This is a genomic window from Pseudoalteromonas sp. PA2MD11 (assembly GCF_017808125.1).
Taxonomy (GTDB): domain Bacteria; phylum Pseudomonadota; class Gammaproteobacteria; order Enterobacterales; family Alteromonadaceae; genus Pseudoalteromonas; species Pseudoalteromonas simplex.
The window spans coordinates 1-19,709 of the sequence record NZ_JADKNF010000003.1 but is presented as its reverse complement, the minus strand read 5'-3'; the positions used below and the strand labels follow the sequence as shown (position 1 = coordinate 19,709).

Sequence of the window (19,709 nt, the reverse complement as noted above, 5' to 3'; positions counted from 1 at the left end):
CCTCCGCTTTATAATCCTAATCTAGCGCCTTTGTTAATACCCCATTAGACAAAGGCGCTTTTCTTTTAAGTCAAAGTTTTGACTTCACTTTAACTCAAACTTTCAACTATTAACCTAGTAAGCTTAATGCCGCTTGAGGACGTTGATTCGCTTGGCTTAAGATTGTTTGGCTAGCTTGTTGTAAGATCTGCATCTTAGTTAAGTTAGCAGTTTCTTGAGCAAAGTCTGTATCTTTAATACGCGATTTCGCAGCACTTAAGTTTTCAGAGATATTAGATTGGTTACGAATCGTAGATTGGAAACGATTTTGTACCGCACCAAGCTCTGCTCGTTTCTTATCTACTACCGCAATAAGTGCATCCATACCTGCTAATGTAACCTGCGCATTTACTTGGCTTGACACACTAATCGCTGTTGCGATGTATGTAGCAGCAAACGTATCAGTTGCTAATGCTGCGCCACCGATATCAGATGCACCTTCGGCTAAGCCTGATAGACGGTCACCTGTAACAGCACTTGCGATACCTGCGATACCTGACAATGTAAAACCACCGTTAGCAGACATAGAACCTGTAGCTGAACCGCCAACATTTTGCATACTAAAGCCGATTGTTTGTACAGCGTCAGCACCTACTTGGAACTCAGCGTCATATGAGCCATCTAATAAATTTTGACCACCAAATGTTGTATCTTCTGCAACACGGTTTACCTCAGACATTAATGAGCGAATTTCTTCTTGAATCGCCAAACGGTCTTCATCTGTGTTAGATCCATTCGCTGCTTGTTGAGATAGTGTACGTACACGTTGAAACATTGCTGTTACTTCATCAAGAGCACCTTCAGCAGTTTGTGCTAAAGAGATACCATCATTTGCGTTACGGTTACCTTGGTTAAGGCCGTTAATTTGTGATGTTAAACGGTCTGAAATTTGTAGACCAGCCGCATCGTCAGCTGCGCTGTTGATACGGAAACCTGATGATAAACGCTTAAATGAAGTATCTAGTGAGTTACCAGAATTCATTAATTGTCTTTGTGCGTTTAATGAACTAACATTTGTATTTACATAAAGTGCCATGATATTTCTCCCGAAGTAAACTTATCATTTACTCTCAAACTTACTCTAATTAAGCCGTAGCGGTTATTTGCTACGTTGCTTGGTTAATTAAGTTATCGGTCCGGTAAAAAAATCCTTTAGCGAATTTTTAAACAAATTTTAAAATTTTATTTAATACACTGTATTTAAAAGAGAAATATCTTATTTTTTTAACTAAACATCGCTTCTGGTTACTTTAAAAGCCGCTATCACGATGTTTTGCTAAAGATATAAATACTAAAAAGAAAGCACTAAAAGCACTTTTAAAGTGTGAATCTTAAGGAAGGTTTTGTAGGTTAAGCTCAAAAAATGAGCTTAACCTTTATAAGTTATAAGTAATCAAATAATGAGAGGTTTGCCAAACGGCCAAATGTTGCCTGTGCAGCTTGCAATGATGTTTCCTGTTTGGTGAGTTCAGTAATCGCTTCAGCCATATCAAGCTCCACCAATTCAGATTTAGCTGCTTTGTTACTCACGTCTAAATCACTATTAGACTGCTCAATTTTCTTGGCGGTATTTAAACGCCCTCCTAATCCAGCCTGAACTAATGAAACTTTATTTTTGGCATTATCGAGTTGTACAATGGCATCAGCCAAAACTTGTTCAAACTCATTCTGAGTCAAATTTGGGTTTGTCAATCCAGCAATAAGATCATCCATTGTATTGAGCGCATTCTCTTTTTGCGGCGCTTCAAGATCTACATCAATTTGCCCATTAGCAAGTGGTACAACTGATATTTCCATGCCTTGATATGCAATTTTACCATCTTCAAAGCTGCCACTATCAATTGTTACACCCGCTTGTTGTACCACATAAGTATTCGGTGTGCCTGTGGTGGTAATAAAACTTAGTGTATTGGCATTAGCCGCTGCGGCAGGATCGGCATTGTAATTAGCCTGATGGAATTTATCGAAATCAGCTTGCTCAGTAACATAAATTTTTGAGCTTGTAATCCCGCCGGAAACGGTACCGTCGTTCGAGGCCACATTTAAACGCGCGTCAACCTTCTCGAATGTATCAAAACCATTGTCACTTGATTTAATCTCTACGCCTTCAGCTACTTTGATTTTGTGTTGCCCCTGATCGCCACCATATTCATAGCGACCAGACGTACTATTGTAGCTATAAGACGGAGTATTATCTTGGTAACCCGAAAAGATAAACTTTCCATCTTCGGTTTTTGCGTTCATTAAATCCAGCATTGTACTTTGCAGCGCTTTAATTTCTTCTGCAATTCCTTCACGGTCAATATCTGTATAGGCACCATTACCTGCTTGAATTGTCAGCGTATACGCAGACTCTAATGCGCCTTTGATATTTTTTAATACACTTTCTTCGGTTGTTAATCGGCTATTCAACATAGTAATGTTTTTACTAAATTGCTCTTGCCCTTGAATGCGATCTGTATAAAGCAATGCGCGAGCTGTGGCTGATGGATCGTCAGCAGCTGTTAATACACGCTTTTGGGTATTAACCTGCTCTTGTGCTTTATTTACGTTTTGCTGTGAGTTAAGAATAGAGTTAAGGTTATTCTTATACATCATGTTATTTGAAATACGCATAATTACCTCGCCGCACTTAATAAGGTGTCAAAAATAGTACGTGCTGTTGCAAGTACTTGCGCTGATGCAGCATATGATTGTTGAAAGCGCAGCAGATTTGCAGCTTCTTCATCAAGGTTTACCCCTGATAGCGATTCATACCAAGCCTCTGACTGATCAGCCAGTGCTGTAAATGCCGCACCGTTAGTTTGGGCTTGACTAGTCACTACACCAATGTCAGTAACTAACCCAGAATACGCCTGATTAAATGTTTGATGATTATCAGCAGTACTACTAGCAACAACATTTTGACGTACTAGTTCACCATTTTGTAAATCAGCCAATTGCAAGCCATTACGGTTATCATCAAAGCCACCGGTATTGAACTCAACGGTAAAAGTGTCTCCTGTGGCAGGTGAACCTTCAATGTTAAAGTCAAACCCATAGGTATCATAAGGCGCGCCAGCTTGGGCAAGAATATTTTCAGCTGGTGGTGTAATAGTAAAGGTCGATGTACCGTTCCCGTCCGTAATTTGATATTCGTTAGCATTTGCCGTTTTCACTAATGTAATATCGCCATTAGCCAAGCTAGGAGGTGGCCCCACGGTAATACCCGTTGAGTTATCAATATCTGAAACTGTACCAGCAGAAATACTTGCATCACTGGTGTTATTAATATCAGTAGCAGTACGAATAGGTGATGCTAACGCTAAATCTTCAGGGCGCTCAGTGGCAAGCTCTAAAGTCGTTGCTGCTTGTGAATTTAGCTTAACCATAAATTGGTCACCCGTATTCGCAGTACCTGATACATTAAGCTGTAAACCAAATGAGTCACTTCCTGCAGGTGTAATTGTTGAAGAATCAATGACCCCCCCCACGATATTTGCTGTAGCAGGACTACCTAGCGGCTCACCTTTATTATCAATAGGCTGGATTTCAACTGTTGAAGCACTCGTATAAGTTACAACAAAATCACTTGCTGGCAATTCGCTGCCTTTACCTGGCTCAACCGTTGCCGTCATTGTTGATGTGCCCGTATTAGCTTGATAGCCAAACACATCTACCGTTGGAATAGCAAAGATATCACCGCCAATTTCACCATTGGCGTTCATACCTAGGCTATTTTGCTGATTAAAGGCATCGGCTAACGCTAAGCCCATTTGACCAAGTTGATTTTGCGCTGGCACTAAAATATCGTCACGAAATGCCAGTAAGCCACCAATTTTGCCTTTCAATTTACTTACATCAACATCAAGCGGCACGGCTTTGCCACCGTTTACATCAAGTTTTAATTCTTTAAAGTTCGGATCAGGGTCGCCACTGAATGAAAACAGGTTAAATGTGCCACTTTGCATGACAAGTGCTTGACCTGAGCCTAAATAAACTTGTTTTTCGCCGTTGTTGCCATCGAGTGTTTCGATATCAATCAGCTCAGATAAGTCACGAATTGCTTTATCACGTTCATTATATAAACCACTTGATACTGACTCACGATCAGTGCCATGAACAGATGCAATCTTGGTATTTAGTTCGCTGATGCTTTGAATTAAGTTATTTGCTTCATCAGAGAAGATTTCTAGCTGCTCATTTACCACGGCTTTTTGGTCAACCACAATGCTCGACAATCTGTCCATTTGATCAATTAAGTTTTGTGCATCCGTCATGACCAGTGAACGAGCTACTGTTGACGACGGTTGATTTAAGCTTTCTTGTACGTTGTTAAAAAACGAGTTGATACTGGTTGATAAGCTGTTTGACTCTTCAGAAAACAAGCTATCTACTCGGCTTGCTTCAGTTACAAACTGATCAAAGAATGCCTTATTAGAGGTATCTCTATTTAATTGCTTTTGTGCAAATTCATTCAGTAAGCGATACGTTTCACCACGACCCACTTGATTATCGATCATGGTTGTGAACTCAGTACGCTCACGCACATAGCCCTCGGTATTAACGTTGGCGATGTTTTTACTGGTGGTTTGTAAAAGCTCAGAGTTAGCTCTTACACCGGCATTTGCTATGTCATATAAGCTAAATGACATGAGGGTCTACTCCTTAACGTACCAATGAAGCAGCAACGCTTTGAAGCTCAACGCGCTTCAATACCTGCTTAATTTTATCGGCATAATTTGGATCAGTTGCATAGCCTGCTTTTTGTAACGAATCTAAAAAGGCTGCAGGCTCTGCGGTATTATTAAGTGCTTCTTGATAACGTGGATTTTCATTTAAGAAATCCACAAAGTCGTTCACACTGTCTTTAATCGATTGATAAGAGCGAAAACTTGCTTGCTTTTTAACTGGCACGCCTTGTTCAAATTCAAGCGTGACTTTGCTTGCTTTATCGCCTTGCCAGCTCCTATCCGATTTAATGTTGAATAAGTTGTTACTACTGGTGCCATCAGCTTTACTGATGATGTGTTTACCCCACCCAGTCTCAAGCGCCGCTTGAGCAACCATTACAGCAGGGTTTAAACCAATTTTTTCAGCCGCATTTTTAGCGTGCTCCCAAACAGAGCTAATGAAAGACTCTGCATCTTCAAAGCGGTTTTCTGTTTGCTCGTTCGCAGCTGTATCTGCAACAGCTTTTGGCTCAGCTTTAATCTTGTGACTGTCGCTCGTTGCACCGGTTGCGCGCTTATCACTGTCGAACTCAGCCGTCGTTCTAAGCACAGAACCTGGAGTAAACTGTTTACCATCTGGCGAGAGTTGTTGAACAATTAAGTCAGCTAGACCCAGCGAGCCGTTTGATGAAAGTTCAACCGATAACTGTTGGTCATGCATCTCTTCAAAAAACTTAACGCCGCTTGAATTAAATGGGCTATCTTTATCTTCAAACGCTTCATTTGCTTTACGCATGCTTTTCAGCAGCATTTGAGTGAAGATAGATTCAAATTGTGCCGCCGCTTTTTTCAGCGCCTCTTTTGACGCATCGCTAGAGGCATCACTTTTTAGAGCACTTTGACGTAACGAGTCTAAGTTGCCTAAATCAAAAAAGTTTTGCTTGTCGAGATGATTAGTATCCATCAGCTTTTTGACACAATAGTTAATAATGAAAATTAAAATGCAAAAATTGCGCCAATAAAAAGCTTTATAAATGAGTAGCTAATAACTGATACAGGAATGGAGTAACTTCAGGGCCAAGATTTTGGCTGATGTTTATACACTGAAGGATTAAAGGTTATAGAAACAAAAAACGCGCTCGAAAGCGCGTTTTAATTTAAATGATAACCAGTTGCCCGTTTATCGCCCCCGCTTCTTTTAAAGCTTCAAGGATTGCCATTAAATCACCCGGTGCGGCCCCGACCTCATTGATTGCGCGTACGAGATCATCAAGATTAACACCTGGATTAAATACAAAAGCACGTGAATCATCTTCGTTCACATCAATAATACTTTGATTGGTAACGGTAGTTTCACCATCACTTAAAGCATTTGGCTGTGACACATTTTGCTGCTCAGCAATCGTAACCGTTAAACCACCATGAGTTATTGCCGCAGGCTGTAGCTTCACGTTTTTGCCAATCACAATTGTACCAGTGCGGGAGTTAACAATAATTTTTGCTGCTGTGTCTGCAGGCTTAAACTCTAAGTTTTCAAGGGTAGATAAATACGCAACACGTTGAGATGCATCACGCGGTGCTAACACTCGCACTGACGCTGCATCAATTGCCTGAGCACTGTCAGGCCCCACCAAATCATTAATCGTTTGCTCTAGGCGTTTTGCTGTTGTGAAATCTGGGCGATTTAAATTAAAGGTAATATAGTCACCTTGCATAAACGGGCTCTTAATAGCACGCTCTACAATGGCACCGTTTGGAATACGACCAACAGTGGGTGTATTAATAATTACACGGCTACCATCAGCCCCTTCCGCACCTAAACCACCTACAACTAAGCTACCTTGTGCAATCGCATAGGTATTGCCATCAACCCCTTTTAAAAAGGTTTGTAATAAGGTACCACCACGTAAACTACCCGCACTACCAATAGACGAAACCGTAATATCAATGGTTTGACCCGGTTTTCTAAATGCCGGTAACTCTGCATGCACAGCCACAGCGGCAACATTTTTGATTTTAGGTTTTAAGCTATCTGGTAAGGTGATACCAAAACCATTTAACATGGCTTTAAAGCTTTGTTGAGTAAATCGGCTTTGTTCACCTGTGCCAGGCAAACCGACAACCAAACCATACCCCACTAATTGGTTAGAGCGTACGCCCTCAACCATAGATACATCTTTGACTCGCTCAGCCTGTGCAGAAAACTGCAGGCTAATTAAGCAAAGAGCGATGATGTATTTAAACCCATTCATGACTTTATTCCTCTAAAATGGGAAAAGCGAACTACTAAAGAAACGAGACAGCCAACCTGCACTTTGCGTTTCTTGAATTTGCCCTTTACCTGAGTATTGAATTCGCGCATTAGCAATACGATTGGAAGTTACCGTGTTATCTGCTTGCACATCTTCAGGACGAACTAAACCTTCTAGGCGAATAAATTCTTCACCAGTATTCAAAGTGAGCCATTTTTCACCACGAATAACCAAGTTCCCATTCGGTAAAACACGCATCACATTGACAGAAATATCACCAAATAAGCTATTTGATTGGTTAGACTTTGAATCGCCTTTAAACGATGCCCCTGAGCCAATACCAAACTGAATGCTGTCGCCACCAATGTTAACCGGGTTTCCGCCAAGCCCAATAACAGGGTCTAAACTAGCATCTGTTTCTTTGTCGGTTTCAGTTTTTGCCGCTTTAGTTGCTTGGGTAGACTCTTGCAATTTAACAGTGATGATATCGCCGGCGCGTAATGCCTTTTTATCTGAGTACAAGTCATTTGCCGAATAACTATCAAACAACGAACCTGTTGGTACCACTTGTTCAGTACTTGGTTCCGGATACATAGGCGCATAGTAAGGGTCATCCTGAACCACATGATGATTTTGCGTTGTCATACAACCACCCAGCATCAATGCTGCTGATGTGACTAAGATAATATTACGCATGCTGCCTCCTACCCATTAAAGTTGCTGATTGATGTAACTAAGCATTTCATCAACCGCTGAAATCACTTTTGAATTCATTTCATAAATTCGTTGCGTTTCAATCAAGTTAACAAGCTCTTCCGTTACATTCACGTTAGAGGTTTCAAGGGAACCTTGAACCACAGTGCCTAAACCATCGATACCAGGATTACCTTGCACAGGTGCGCCACTCACAGCGGTTTCTGTGTATAAGTTTTGCCCCATAGGCTCAAGACCCGATGGATTAATAAAATCACTAATGGTGAGCTGACCGATGACCACGTTCTCTGCTTGACCTGAAATACGCACTGACACTTCACCGTCTTGTGAAACAGTAATTGATTGTGCATCGTCTGGTACGTTCATTTCTGGCTGTAATGGAAAACCCGCGCCGGAAGTTACAATGCGACCATCTTCGTCAGTCGTGAATTGACCATTACGTGAATAGGCAATATTGCCATCTGGTAATTGCACTTCAAAAAAACCTGGGCCTGAGATCATCCAGTCCAATGAATTTTCAGTGGTAAGCATATTACCTTGTGAAAAGTTCTTTTGGTTAGCAACCACTTTGGCACCGGCACCAAGCATTAAGCCTGACGGCATTTCAGTGTCTTGCGACGAGCGGCCACCTGGCTGGTTAATGTTTTGATATAGTAAATCTTCAAATACGGCGCGGCTTTTTTTGTAGCCTACCGTGCTGGCATTCGCGAGATTATTTGAGATCACCGAAATATCGGTTTGCTGGGCGTCAAGCCCGGTTTTACTGATCCATAATGCAGGATTCATAACTCTACCCTCTCAGTCATCTTAAACAATGCGTAACAGCTGATCTTGACGCTCATCGAGCTCTTCGGCTGTTTTCATCAATTTAACTTGTAATTCAAATTGGCGTTGATTGCTGATCATATCGACCATTTCATGCACTGGGTTTACGTTCGACATTTCAAGCGTTCCCGACAATACTTTTACGTTTGGTGAAATGTCACAAAAACCACAAAGGTCATTGACCAACATGTCTTCTTTTGGTCGAAATAAACCGTCATTGCCTTTTTCAAGCTGAGTGTTATCAGCCTCAATCACTTTTAAGCGATCAACCACTTCCAAAAAGTTAGCAGGCGCACCTTGCGGGCGAACCTGAATAGCGCCATCTTCACTAAACTCAACTTTTTCAATAGGCAATGGCAAAATGATTGGACCACCTTCGCCAATTACTTGACGGCCATGGCTCGTGATCAATGCGCCATCTGGAGTAATGTTTAATGTGCCAGTTTTGGTGTACGCCTCATTGCCGGATGCATCTTGTACGCTCAACCAACCACGGTCGCTCATCGCGATATCAAGCTCACGGCCAGTTTCAACAAAACCACCCGATTCCATATTAGATCCTGGGCGTTCTTGCATTGCAAACACCCTAGATGGCAGACCTTCACCAAAGGCTTGCATAGAGCGAGCTTGTGCAAAATCAGCTTTAAAGCCAGTGGTGTTAGCATTAGCAAGATTGTTGGCCTTGAGCTCAAGACCTCGCAAACTTTGCTTAGCACCCGACATGGCAATGTAGACCATTTTGTCCATAACATTGACTCACTAAAAATACGATAATTAAGAAATGCAATAAAAGTGCCAAAGTAAAATTGACGCTAAAATAGAAGAGAAAAATGAATAGTAAGAATGAAAAAAGGCTGCCAATAGAGGAAGCAGCCTTCGTGTCGGATTAAGCTTAGAACCGTTAAGATTAACGGATCTGTAGGATGTTTTGTTGTAGTGTTGAGTTAACCTCAAGCGCACGTGAATTTGCTTGGAAGTTACGCTGAGCACTAATTAAGTCAACAAGTTCATTGGTTAAGTTAACGTTTGATTGCTCAAGCGCTGATGAGTTAATTGAACCTAGAGTACCTGAACCTGGTTCACCCGCAATCGGCTCACCTGACGTTAAACTCTTCTTCCAAGATGTATCACCAACTTGTTGCAAGCCCTGTGAATTAGAGAAGCGCACCATAGCAACTTGACCTAGGAACGACGTATCTCCATTACTGTATGACGCAACAATTTTACCGTCAGAACCGATATCAATTCCTGATAGACGACCTACAGTCGCACCATCTTGCTCTAATGCTTTTACTTCAAAGTTACTTGCGTATTGAGTTGGAACTTTATTTGCTGTTGCCGCTTCATCACGCCAGTTAATAGTCACATCATCAGGGAAACTTGCACCATTCGAAAGTAAATCAGAAAGGCCTGTCGCAGCACCTAAACCACTCGGTAACGTTAATGGATTAAATGTTGTATCAGTATTCGCTGTACCATCTGTACTTTGTGGTAAGCCACTGGCATCAAACTGAAAAGTTGATAATGGTGTATAAGGTGTTGTGGTTTGCTCAACACCTGTTGCATCAAATGGCTTTTCATCTAATGTAGCGTATACTTCCCACTCATTTTCATTACCAGTCACTGTAGAATCAGTTTTCACAAAGAAGAACTGTAGAATATGCGGTTCACCTAATGAGTCATACACCGTTGTCGATGTAGAGCTGTTATAAGTTGCACTTGTTTCTGGATCGAATGGTGTCACAGTTGGCGCAGAGGCACGTGAATCAAGGTTAAATGACGAATAGACATTAGTGGTTGCACGTGGTGAACCTGATGCATCTGGAATTTGTAGCGCAGAAGATGTACTTAAGCTTACAGAGGTTGTGTCACCGGTTGCTTCATCAACAGGGAAACCTTGTAAGTAATTACCGCTCGCATCCACAATAAAGTTATCTTTATTAAGTTTGAACGCACCAGCACGCGTGTAAGTAAAGTCTTGTGCACCTAAGTCATTCGCCATTGCGAAATAACCTTCACCAGTAATTGCTAAATCAAGTGAGTTATTTGTGAAAGAGAGTGAACCTTGGTGGAATTGTTGTGCCACCATTGTTGTTCTTACACCGTCACCATTTTTTGTTTTACCAGAACTAAATACTGATGATGCGTATACATCAGCGAACTCTGCACGAGACTCTTTAAAGCCCGTAGTGTTAACGTTAGCAATATTATTTGCTGTTACGTCTAAATCTTTTTGTGCGGCTGCTAAGCCTGTTAATGCAATATTGAAGCTCATAACTCACCTCTAACCTATCTCTTAGCCTAAGCTAACCCAAACCTTTTATACTTATGCGATTTCAGCTATATCAGTTAGCCTAACCGCACCCTCTTTTGTATTTACGATAATGCCGCTTGCGCCATTAATATTGACACTTTCAATATTCTTAAAGGTCGCCATAGGCATACTGCTGTAGTCTCCATTTACAAAGCCTTCAGCACTGATGTCATACTGGCCTTCAGGGAGCACATTGCCATCGTTATCTTTACCATCCCACTCAAAACGCAGTGCGCCCGCAGACTGAGAACCTAATTCAATGGTTCGTACTAACTGACCTGAAGAATCTGTTATTCTTAGCGTTAAAGATTCAACGGCTGTCTCAGCAACCACCGACCCTTTAGCAAGGTTTTCACCGTCAAAGTCAATGGTGTCAGACTCTAATAACGCTTGCTTACCAACCAAAGTGGAAGCCTGTAACGCAGAATTTGATGTCATTGATGCAGTCAGTGAGTCAAACTTCTCGTTTAAGTTTGAAATACCTTCAGCCATAGTAAAGTTCGTCATCTGCGCGATCATTTGATCGTTATCAGCAGGGTTACTCGGATCCTGGAACGACAACTGCTGTGTTAACAACGAAAAGAAATCTTCCTGAGAAAGTGTGTTGTTGTCTTCCTCAGTTGTTTGCGTATTGCTTTGATTCCAACGCAAGCTATCCATATAGGATGATGATGCAGAGCTGATGTCGTTACTCATAACTTATCCTCGATTACCGTTGTCCTAACAACAGTGTTTTACTTAACATTTGCTTAGCTGCATCAGCAACTTGCACATTTGTTTGGTAAGAGCGAGAGGCAGAAATCATATTTGCCATTTCTTCTACAACATTAACGTTAGGTTTGTAGATATAACCATTTTCATCCGCACTTGGGTGATTCGGGTTATATTCAATTTGTAGCGGCTTATCGCTCTCTACAATACCTAAAACTTTAACGCCTACAGAAGAGCCCTGAGGATTGCTTTGCGATGCTGACGCTTTGGTCAACTCTGCAGCAAAAACAGGATGGCGCGCTCGGTATGTCTGGTCTTGGCTAGAGCTAATCGTGTTTGCATTCGAAATATTACTCGCTGTGGTATTTAAGCGCACATTTTGTGCACTCATACCCGTGCCTGAAATATCAAAAACATTATATAAACTCATGATTAAGCTCCTTGACTACCGAGGGCTTTTTTAAGGCCTTTAATTTTACTACTCATAAATTGCAGGCTTGCCTGATACTCTAATGAGTTCTGTACATACAAGTTTCGTTCCACTTGTATATCTACAGAGTTACCATCGCCTGTATCTGCTTGATTTGGCGTACGAAACATTTCTGCACCGCCAACAAAACGGCTGCCTCCGGCAATATGTTTAGCATCGGTTCTTACCATGCTATTGCCGCCTTGTTGGTTGCTTTTTGCCGCTTTTAATGCCGAGGCAAAATCAATGTCTTTCGCTTTATAGCCCGGCGTATCAGCATTAGCGATATTGGTCGCTAATAACTCAGCGCGTTGTGAACGGATCAACATTGCATGGGGGTGAACACCAAATGCTTTATCAAAACTGATAGCCATAACCATCTCCAAAAAATTGACTCTAGAGTGATTAATGCAAAAGCTAAGCCAATAATGAAGGGGATGTTTTATTTACGTAAGATATTGAATAATAGATAAATTTAGCAACCTAAGAGCTAGGTTGCTAAGAAAGGTTTACTTTTTCTGGTAGATGATGCCTGGATTACAACGAACCATCTCAAAGCTATCACTTAAGCCCGCCATTGATTCTGACGCACCTAAAAAGAGGTAACCTTTAGGGTTTAGGGCTTGAGCAAATTGCGAGATAATTTTCGCTTTTACCTCTGGTGAGAAGTAAATAAGCACGTTACGGCAAAATATAATGTCGAACTTGCCCATTAAAGCGTATGAATCCAGTAAGTTAAGGTGTCTAAAGCTGACCATTTTACGTATAGGGTCAATGACTTGAGCCATCCCATTGCCGCTGTCTTTAAAGAACTTTTGACGGCGTTCCATCGACAAACCACGCGCAAGCGCTAGCGAGTCATACTCAGCGTTTTTGCACATATCAAGCATGGTATTAGAGATATCAGTGCCGATTATTTGCGCCCCCATCTTTAATACACCCGGGTTTTTTGACTGAAACTCGGCAACCGACATGGCAATTGAATACGGCTCTTGTCCTGATGAACTTGCCGCTGACCATATTTTTAATGGTCTACGCACATCTTTAAGCTCAGGAAATAATTTCGTTTTCAATAACTCAAACGGATACTGGTCACGAAACCAAAGCGTTTCATTGGTTGTCATTGCATCAACCACAGCGGCACGAAGCTGCCTCTCATGAGGGCTTAGTGTTTTACTTACCAACTGCGATAAAGACTCGACATTAAAACGCGCCATAAGTGGAGCGAGACGGCTTTTAACTAAATAAAGTTTATTATCGCCAAGCACAATGCCGCATTGTTGCTCTAAAAAAGAGCGAAATTGATCGTATTCGCTTTGTTGTAAATGCTTATTTTCCAAAGTAATACCACCTATAAACTATTAATCACAATGAACCCATTTTTTTACAGCAGTCGCTAGTTCATCTGGGTTAAATTTAGCAATAAAATCGTCAGCTCCCACTTTCTCAATCATTGCTTGGTTGAATACACCACTTAAAGAAGTATGTAAGATCACATGCAAAGGTGATAATTTTGGATCGGCCTTTATCTCGGCGGTTAAGGTATAGCCATCCATTTCTGGCATTTCAACATCTGAAATTAATAAGCCAACTCGCTCAGTAATATCGTTCTGGCAATCAAGTTGAGCTATTTCTCTTAGTCTTAGTAAGGCCTCTTTGCCATTTTTAGCAAGCTCAGTTTGTACACCAAGTGGCTCAAGCGCTCGTTTTACTTGATTTCTCGCGACAGCAGAGTCATCAGCAATAAAGACGATTCTTTCACCTAAATCTTTCTGAAACTCACCTTCACCAACAACATCTGCGCTAACTTCAGTGTTCACTGGGCAGATTTCATTTAGGATCTTTTCAACATCCAAAATCTCTACCAGTTCGTTTTCTATTTCTGTGACTGCTGTTAGGTAAGAATAACGTCCAGCTCCCGAAGGTGGTGGCATTATTTTTTCCCAGTTCATATTTACGATACGTTCTACACCACCAACCAAAAACCCTTGTACTGAACGGTTGTATTCGGCAATGATGATAAAGCTGTCTTTTATGTTTTCAATTGCAGGACCACCGACTGCCATTGATAAGTCAATAACAGAAATAGTTTGTCCACGAATATGCGCAACACCGCGAATATAAGCATTTGATTTTGGCATGTTCGTAAGTGGCGGGCATTGCAAAACCTCTCTTACTTTAAACACGTTAATACCAAAGCGCTGACGCCCTCTGAGTTTGAATAATAGTAATTCAAGGCGGTTTTGCCCAACCAACTGAGTTCGCTGGTTAACTGAGTCTAAAATGCCTGCCATTTCAATCTCCTAAAGATAAACAATCAGAGCTGGAACAATAATTGCCTTCTTTGTGTTAAAGCTACATAAGGTTACGAAGCGTCTGTTTTTTGACGCAAAATATTTATACCTTGTTTTCAACAATAAGCATAGTCGAAACAATATGAGTTTGTTAAAAAAAAGCCGAAGATACAGTGTTTTTTATTTTCTTTCTAGCCTGTTGTTTGCAACACAACTACAAGCAGAAGTCTATAACAACGAGCAACTTCAACAGATCGCTGTTGATTTTGTGAGTGAACACATGCCTGACTTGAACACAACACCACAGATAAGCGCTTTGCCTCTGGATAGTCGCATTCCTGATAGGTTATGTGAGTCGCCATTAAACAAAGAGTTACCAACAGAGCCTCCTTTTAATCGGCAGGTCACGGTACAACTTAAGTGCCAAGACATAAATAGTTGGACCCAATACGTTCACGTTAGAATTATAGAACTTGAGCCAGTCGTTGTTGTTACAACGAGTCTTACTCGAGGTGAAGTTATTCGTGCCGAACATTTACGCCTAGAAATGAAACCTAAGCAATTTGTTAGAACGCAATACGTACAAGATGAGTCTATACTTATTGGCAGTCGCAGTAAGCGAAATTTACGCGGTGGTACACCTATTGTTATGAGCCAAGTTTGCATGGTTTGCAAAGGCGATAACGTAACTATCTATGCTTCGTTACGGGGCTTAAGGATCAAAACCACCGGAATTGCGCTAGAAGATGGCACGTTAGACGAATTAGTACGTGTAAAAAATAAAAAATCAGGTAAAGTATTAAATGCGCGTGTGGATGGAGTCGAGTCTGTACAGGTAAATATTTAATTTTAACTATTTATGCTAAAGTATCCGCTGTGCCCGCCGATATAAAGGCATAAGTTGGGTAATGTATAGGTCAAAAATTATGGTAAGCAATGTCAATAATGGTCAACAACAGCCTTCTGTGTTGACAAATACCAAGCAAAAAAAGCTTGATTTACAAAAAGATAATGCTAATGCAGCTGCTGCTAAATCAGCCGCACCTAAAGCAAGTGCAGATTCTGTCAGTTTAACACCTCAGGCAAAGCAGCTTAAATCATTGCAAGAAAAAGCAGAGCAGTCTTCTGGTTTTGATAGCAATAAAGTGGCTGAGCTGAAAAAAGCGATCAGCGAAGGTAAATACCAAATTGATGCTGAAAAGCTAGCAAAGAACATCGCTGCATTCGAGTTTGATGTCTATGGCTGATCATAATCATTTAATAGCCAGCAAACTAACACAGCAAGTTTCGTGCTTGGAGTCTATTGCTGCGCTTTTAGATGATGAATTGACAGCCATTGCTGCAAAACGTGGCGAAGGATTAAAGAGTATTGCCCAACAAAAGATTTCTTTGCTCCAACAAATCCAAACCATAGATAAAGAAGTGCAAAAGCTTGTCGCGCACAACGAATCGCAAGATGATGACGTGAGTGTACTTATTAAGCAAGTTAACACTCTCCTAGCAAGCTGCAAAAAGAAAAACGATGTAAACGCCCATGCGGCTCACCAAGCACAGTTAAGTGTTAAACAACTTAAAGATATTCTAATCGGTGCGCCTTCATCGATGACCTACGACCAAGGCGGCAGCGTAATTCAAGGCGATAAAAAAATCGTCCACAACTTGAAAGCCTAAACCCCAATATTATTCTTTTAAAAAACGCGATAACTAAGTTAGTTATCGCGTTTTTTAATGTTTGCAGAGTTAAATGAGCCAAAAGTAATACGCAATATCACTTAATTAAGCAAGGTACTGTAAGAAAAGCGCATTTCAGCGCTTTTCTTTTATTGATTAAATATCTACAGATTTGTTTCCATCTTCGATTAGTTTCTTAATCATGTCCTCTGATTCACTTTGAATATCACTTGCAGGTTGTGAACTTATTGAGTCATTAGGATCAAAAGCTAAACTTTGCTGTTCGCTATCGATATTCAATGCCAGTACCTCACTTTGTTCGGAGTCACTTAAAACATCATCGATTGTTACTTCAAGCGGAGCAGAGTTAGAGTGCAATGTCGGTTCTGTATCCGCTTTAGCTAATATCACGCTTAAATCAATACTTTCACCGAGCTGCTCAGCGCCTGAAGTTGAACTTTCATTTTCTGGTGGCTCTTCAGAGCTCTCTAAGCCTGCTAAAACAGGTTCTTCTCCAAGAGATATGATGCCGCTATCAGGCTCTGATTCAATCACACCTGTACCGACTAAATCGTTAGAGGTGTTCTTGACGATATACTCACCAGTTTCAGTATCAACAATAGCAAAGTAATATTCATTCCCTAAATCAAGAAAAGAAAGCCCTATGCTCCAGTCACCGTCGCTATCAGTTGTGGTGCTTGGCGAAGAACTAAGAACTGAAGCGTCGATAATATTGAGTAAATTAAGGCCGATTAAGTTAGAGCCAATGGCATAAACCTCAGTTCCCGGCTCAGCAGTGCCTTCGGCGAAAGGTAAGAGTAAACCTAATATACCTGGATTATAGTTAGTAACATCAAAAGCATCTAAGCTAGGGTCATTACTATAATCAATACTCGATATAGTGGTTGTATTACCTGCAGCATCTGTCGCAGAGGCCTCAACATATGCGAGAGTTAATAAAGAGACTGACAAATTAAGCACTTGCCAATCACCATTAGCGTCAACGGTGGCCGTGTAAGGAACTCCTATGCCACCTCCAATTAGGTAGTTTGTAATGGTAATAACACTTCCTTCAGGCAAATCTGAAGTACCAGAAAGCGATACCAAGTTACCTAATAAGAATGACGGCGTGATTGATAACTCTGGAGCCACAGTGTCAACTTCTCCGCCCGTTTTACTATCAGTTCCTGTATTACCTGCGGTATCTGTGATGCTTGCAGTGACCGAGTACACTCCATCAGCTAACGCTTGACCTGCTTCAACTTGCCAATTGCCACTCGCATCGGTTGTGGTAGTAACTGTATGTTGTAAACTGCCTGCGGCAGTGAACACAATTACTACTGTACTATTTGCAGAATCAGATGTGCCGCTGATAACAGGGGTTGAGTCGTTTGTGAGTATTAAACTGCTTTGATCAATGCTCACAATCGGTGCCGTAGTATCAACCGCAGACGTTGTACTTACTGAACCATCATTCCCAGCAGTATCAGTCACAACAGCGGTTACCGTATACTGTCCTTCGGCAAGCGCTTGGGTTGCTTCAACTTCCCAGTTAAGGCTTGAATCAAGCGTTGTTTCAACACTATGACTAACACCTGCTGCATCAACGAAGGTGACAACCACTCGATTACCAGCGACTGCTCCTGTTGCACTGCCAGAAGCGAGCGGTGTTAAATCGGTTGCAACAGCAATCGTGTCTATAACAACATCAGGCGCAGTGATATCTATAATGCCAGACACCGAAGTGGTTGCGCTATTACCTGCAGCATCAGAGATACTGGCTTCAACCGTGTATGCTCCTTCAGCTATTGAGGAAGGTAATGCCACAGACCAATTACCTGATGCATTAACAATAGCAGAAGCAGTAACATCATTACCTAAACTATCAGACACAACTAACGTGACAACGGTGCCCTGAGGTGCATCACTGGTACCACTAATTGTCGGTGTAGTATCATTTGTAATTGCTGGTGCATTAACCAAGATTAATGGCGCCGTGAGATCTATCTCACCAACCTTTGATGCTGTTCCAGTTAAACCATTTTCAGTTACACTTGCATCTACCGTGTATTGTCCTTCACTGAGTACAGTAGAAAGCTCAACACTCCAAATACCACCCGTTACCGTTGTAGTTATTGTTTGTGTATTTCCAAGTGCATCTTCAACATTTATTGTAACTTGTGTGCCGTCTACTGCATCACTGGTACCTGAGATGATGGGGGTTGTATCATTTGTAATTGCCAACGTGCCAATAGATACTGTTGGTGCATTAGTGTCTAATGTTGCATTGTCTGTGGCAGTCGTCGTGTTATTTGCAGCATCAGTGATGCTTGCAGTAATAGTAACTGAACCATCGTCAAGTGGTGTAACAACATCAACTGACCAAGTACCATCAATTTGCACTGTAGCTGATAATGAATAAATATTCCCACCGTTAGAAACACTCACAGAGACTATGCTACCTGCAGGTTCATTACTTGTACCGCTAATTGTAGGTGTAGAATCATTTGTCGTTCCTAAGCTATTAATAGTGAGCGAAGGAGCAAGTGTATCAATAGAACCAGATTCAGTATCACTGCCAATATTACCCGCAACATCCGTTATTGACGCTGTTACAGTATAGTTTCCATCAGGTAACGCGGCTGGTGTAACTTGCCATGTTCCATCTCCCAACACTGTCGCAGTCAGTGTTTGGGTATCACTATTGCTGTCTGTAATCGTGACAGATACTTGAGTTCCCGGCGATTCTGTTGATGTACCTGAAATAACTGGCAAACTTGAGTTTCCAATACCCAATGCTTCAAGCAATACAACAGGCGTAACTGTATCAACTGTTATTGATGCTGTTGCAGTTTGCGTGTTGTTTGCATCATCCGTTATGCTAGCCGTAATCGTGTAACTACCATCAACAATGTCGACAGGTACTACAAGCTGCCATGTGCCATCTGAATCAACCGTCGTGGTCAGAGTTTGACCCGCTATTTCAACAACCACTAAACCACCTATCTCATTACTACTACCCGAGATAGTTGGTCGAGCTTCAGCCGTGCCATCAATAGCATTTACGCTTAAAGTTGGTGCTATACTATCCAGTACACCTGTTGTTTGTTCAGTTGTTAAATTACCCACCTGGTCTCGAACCGATGCTGTTACTGTGAATGTGCCATCAGCAAGTTCTGCTGGTACATCAACAGACCAAGTTTGATCGCTTTGCACAGTTGCAGTAAAGCTTTGCGAATCTCCATTAGCGTCTTGAACAGTCACATTAATAACCGTTCCTTGACCCATATCCGTTGTACCCGAGATAGTTGGTGTTGTGTCATTAGTAAGTGCGGCAACAGACACTGTTAGTTCAGGTGCTACATTATCAAAATCAAGGGTGCTCACCGTTGCAGTGTTACCTGCTGCATCTGTTCCACTTGCTGTTACATAAGCTAAATTAAGCAGTGGTACAGTAATATTCGCTAAAGTCCAATCTCCATTCGCATCTGTAATGGCAGTGTATGTTAATCCAATTAATCCACCGACAAGGTACTCAGTGATCGTGATCACACTTCCTTCTGGTAAGTCTGAAGTCCCAGACAAGCCAACCAAATTACCCAGTAAAAATGAAGGGATCACACGAATGTCTGGCGCTATAGTGTCGACTTCACCACTGTCACTGGCACTGCTGTTATTACCTGCTGCATCGCTGATACTGGCACTGACTGTGTAGTTGCCATCGGCTAAGGCTTGCCCTGCTTCGGCGCTCCAATTACCTGAAGCATC

18 protein-coding genes are annotated in these 19,709 nt (G+C 41.6%); 3 read left to right on the top strand and 15 right to left on the bottom strand.

Annotation, left to right across the window (positions count from 1 at the left end):
- Positions 1-109: 109 nt before the first annotated feature.
- The 14 genes from ISP07_RS04790 to ISP07_RS04725 form a co-directional block, all read right to left on the bottom strand.
- On the bottom strand, positions 110-1,075 hold the full coding sequence (locus ISP07_RS04790) for a flagellin (RefSeq protein WP_054553300.1): 966 nt from the start codon (positions 1,073-1,075) through the stop codon (positions 110-112).
- 347 nt (positions 1,076-1,422) lie between these two features.
- Positions 1,423-2,655: a flagellar hook-associated protein FlgL gene (gene flgL / locus ISP07_RS04785; protein WP_209326981.1), complete on the bottom strand. Its 1,233-nt coding sequence runs from the start codon at positions 2,653-2,655 to the stop codon at positions 1,423-1,425.
- A gap of 2 nt (positions 2,656-2,657) precedes the next feature.
- Positions 2,658-4,673, bottom strand: coding sequence for a flagellar hook-associated protein FlgK (flgK, locus tag ISP07_RS04780; RefSeq protein ID WP_209326980.1), 2,016 nt, complete (start codon positions 4,671-4,673; stop codon positions 2,658-2,660).
- 13 nt (positions 4,674-4,686) lie between these two features.
- A complete protein-coding gene (flgJ, locus tag ISP07_RS04775; RefSeq protein WP_209326979.1) occupies positions 4,687-5,655 on the bottom strand; it encodes a flagellar assembly peptidoglycan hydrolase FlgJ in 969 nt (322 codons plus the stop codon).
- Positions 5,656-5,848: 193 nt separating this feature from the next.
- A complete protein-coding gene (locus ISP07_RS04770; protein WP_054553304.1) occupies positions 5,849-6,943 on the bottom strand; it encodes a flagellar basal body P-ring protein FlgI in 1,095 nt (364 codons plus the stop codon).
- A gap of 12 nt (positions 6,944-6,955) precedes the next feature.
- Positions 6,956-7,639 carry a flagellar basal body L-ring protein FlgH gene (flgH, locus tag ISP07_RS04765; RefSeq protein ID WP_054553305.1) on the bottom strand — a complete coding sequence of 228 codons (684 nt, stop codon included), beginning with the start codon at positions 7,637-7,639 and terminating at the stop codon, positions 6,956-6,958.
- 15 nt (positions 7,640-7,654) lie between these two features.
- Positions 7,655-8,443 carry a flagellar basal-body rod protein FlgG gene (gene flgG / locus ISP07_RS04760; protein WP_054553306.1) on the bottom strand — a complete coding sequence of 263 codons (789 nt, stop codon included), beginning with the start codon at positions 8,441-8,443 and terminating at the stop codon, positions 7,655-7,657.
- A gap of 21 nt (positions 8,444-8,464) precedes the next feature.
- The gene (locus ISP07_RS04755) at positions 8,465-9,229 is read right to left on the bottom strand and encodes a flagellar basal body rod protein FlgF (protein WP_054553307.1); all 765 of its coding nucleotides are present in this window, start codon (positions 9,227-9,229) and stop codon (positions 8,465-8,467) included.
- Between the two features lie 160 nt (positions 9,230-9,389).
- Positions 9,390-10,757, bottom strand: coding sequence for a flagellar hook protein FlgE (gene flgE, locus ISP07_RS04750; RefSeq protein WP_054553308.1), 1,368 nt, complete (start codon positions 10,755-10,757; stop codon positions 9,390-9,392).
- Between the two features lie 51 nt (positions 10,758-10,808).
- Positions 10,809-11,492 carry a flagellar hook assembly protein FlgD gene (locus ISP07_RS04745; protein ID WP_209326978.1) on the bottom strand — a complete coding sequence of 228 codons (684 nt, stop codon included), beginning with the start codon at positions 11,490-11,492 and terminating at the stop codon, positions 10,809-10,811.
- A 13-nt stretch (positions 11,493-11,505) separates the two neighbouring features.
- On the bottom strand, positions 11,506-11,937 hold the full coding sequence (gene flgC, locus ISP07_RS04740; protein WP_036970207.1) for a flagellar basal body rod protein FlgC: 432 nt from the start codon (positions 11,935-11,937) through the stop codon (positions 11,506-11,508).
- A 2-nt stretch (positions 11,938-11,939) separates the two neighbouring features.
- Positions 11,940-12,350, bottom strand: coding sequence for a flagellar basal body rod protein FlgB (flgB, locus tag ISP07_RS04735; RefSeq protein WP_054553310.1), 411 nt, complete (start codon positions 12,348-12,350; stop codon positions 11,940-11,942).
- Positions 12,351-12,485: 135 nt separating this feature from the next.
- Positions 12,486-13,316: a CheR family methyltransferase gene (locus ISP07_RS04730; RefSeq protein ID WP_054553311.1), complete on the bottom strand. Its 831-nt coding sequence runs from the start codon at positions 13,314-13,316 to the stop codon at positions 12,486-12,488.
- A 21-nt stretch (positions 13,317-13,337) separates the two neighbouring features.
- Positions 13,338-14,270 (bottom strand): chemotaxis protein, encoded by a 933-nt coding sequence (locus ISP07_RS04725; protein ID WP_054553312.1) that lies wholly within the window; start codon positions 14,268-14,270, stop codon positions 13,338-13,340.
- A 142-nt stretch (positions 14,271-14,412) separates the two neighbouring features.
- Here ISP07_RS04725 and flgA point away from each other — a divergent pair, with 142 nt between their 5' ends.
- The 3 genes from flgA (at position 14,413) to flgN (ending at position 15,941) form a co-directional block, all read left to right on the top strand.
- Positions 14,413-15,117: a flagellar basal body P-ring formation chaperone FlgA gene (gene flgA / locus ISP07_RS04720; protein WP_054553313.1), complete on the top strand. Its 705-nt coding sequence runs from the start codon at positions 14,413-14,415 to the stop codon at positions 15,115-15,117.
- 79 nt (positions 15,118-15,196) lie between these two features.
- Positions 15,197-15,517 (top strand): flagellar biosynthesis anti-sigma factor FlgM, encoded by a 321-nt coding sequence (gene flgM, locus ISP07_RS04715; protein WP_054553314.1) that lies wholly within the window; start codon positions 15,197-15,199, stop codon positions 15,515-15,517.
- A complete protein-coding gene (flgN, locus tag ISP07_RS04710) occupies positions 15,510-15,941 on the top strand; it encodes a flagellar protein FlgN (RefSeq protein ID WP_209326977.1) in 432 nt (143 codons plus the stop codon). The genes flgM and flgN overlap by 8 nt, the downstream gene beginning before the upstream one ends.
- 156 nt (positions 15,942-16,097) lie before the next feature.
- Here the strand turns inward: flgN and ISP07_RS04705 are convergent.
- Positions 16,098-19,709: beta strand repeat-containing protein (locus ISP07_RS04705; RefSeq protein ID WP_209326976.1), on the bottom strand; the 3,612-nt coding region annotated here is incomplete at its 5' end.

Excerpts from the sequence above, each read along its gene's own strand:
- ISP07_RS04725 (WP_054553312.1), bottom strand. The coding sequence starts at position 14,270 with ATGGCAGGCATTTTAGACTCAGTTAACCAGCGAACTCAGTTGGTTGGG.
- flgG (WP_054553306.1), bottom strand. The coding sequence starts at position 8,443 with ATGAATCCTGCATTATGGATCAGTAAAACCGGGCTTGACGCCCAGCAA.
- ISP07_RS04745 (WP_209326978.1), bottom strand. The coding sequence starts at position 11,492 with ATGAGTAACGACATCAGCTCTGCATCATCATCCTATATGGATAGCTTG.
- flgE (WP_054553308.1), bottom strand. The coding sequence starts at position 10,757 with ATGAGCTTCAATATTGCATTAACAGGCTTAGCAGCCGCACAAAAAGAT.
- flgA (WP_054553313.1), top strand. The coding sequence starts at position 14,413 with ATGAGTTTGTTAAAAAAAAGCCGAAGATACAGTGTTTTTTATTTTCTT.
- flgH (WP_054553305.1), bottom strand. The coding sequence starts at position 7,639 with ATGCGTAATATTATCTTAGTCACATCAGCAGCATTGATGCTGGGTGGT.
- ISP07_RS04770 (WP_054553304.1), bottom strand. The coding sequence starts at position 6,943 with ATGAATGGGTTTAAATACATCATCGCTCTTTGCTTAATTAGCCTGCAG.
- flgN (WP_209326977.1), top strand. The coding sequence starts at position 15,510 with ATGGCTGATCATAATCATTTAATAGCCAGCAAACTAACACAGCAAGTT.
- flgK (WP_209326980.1), bottom strand. The coding sequence starts at position 4,673 with ATGTCATTTAGCTTATATGACATAGCAAATGCCGGTGTAAGAGCTAAC.
- flgM (WP_054553314.1), top strand. The coding sequence starts at position 15,197 with ATGGTAAGCAATGTCAATAATGGTCAACAACAGCCTTCTGTGTTGACA.
- flgB (WP_054553310.1), bottom strand. The coding sequence starts at position 12,350 with ATGGCTATCAGTTTTGATAAAGCATTTGGTGTTCACCCCCATGCAATG.
- ISP07_RS04790 (WP_054553300.1), bottom strand. The coding sequence starts at position 1,075 with ATGGCACTTTATGTAAATACAAATGTTAGTTCATTAAACGCACAAAGA.
- flgL (WP_209326981.1), bottom strand. The coding sequence starts at position 2,655 with ATGCGTATTTCAAATAACATGATGTATAAGAATAACCTTAACTCTATT.
- ISP07_RS04755 (WP_054553307.1), bottom strand. The coding sequence starts at position 9,229 with ATGGACAAAATGGTCTACATTGCCATGTCGGGTGCTAAGCAAAGTTTG.
- flgJ (WP_209326979.1), bottom strand. The coding sequence starts at position 5,655 with ATGGATACTAATCATCTCGACAAGCAAAACTTTTTTGATTTAGGCAAC.
- flgC (WP_036970207.1), bottom strand. The coding sequence starts at position 11,937 with ATGAGTTTATATAATGTTTTTGATATTTCAGGCACGGGTATGAGTGCA.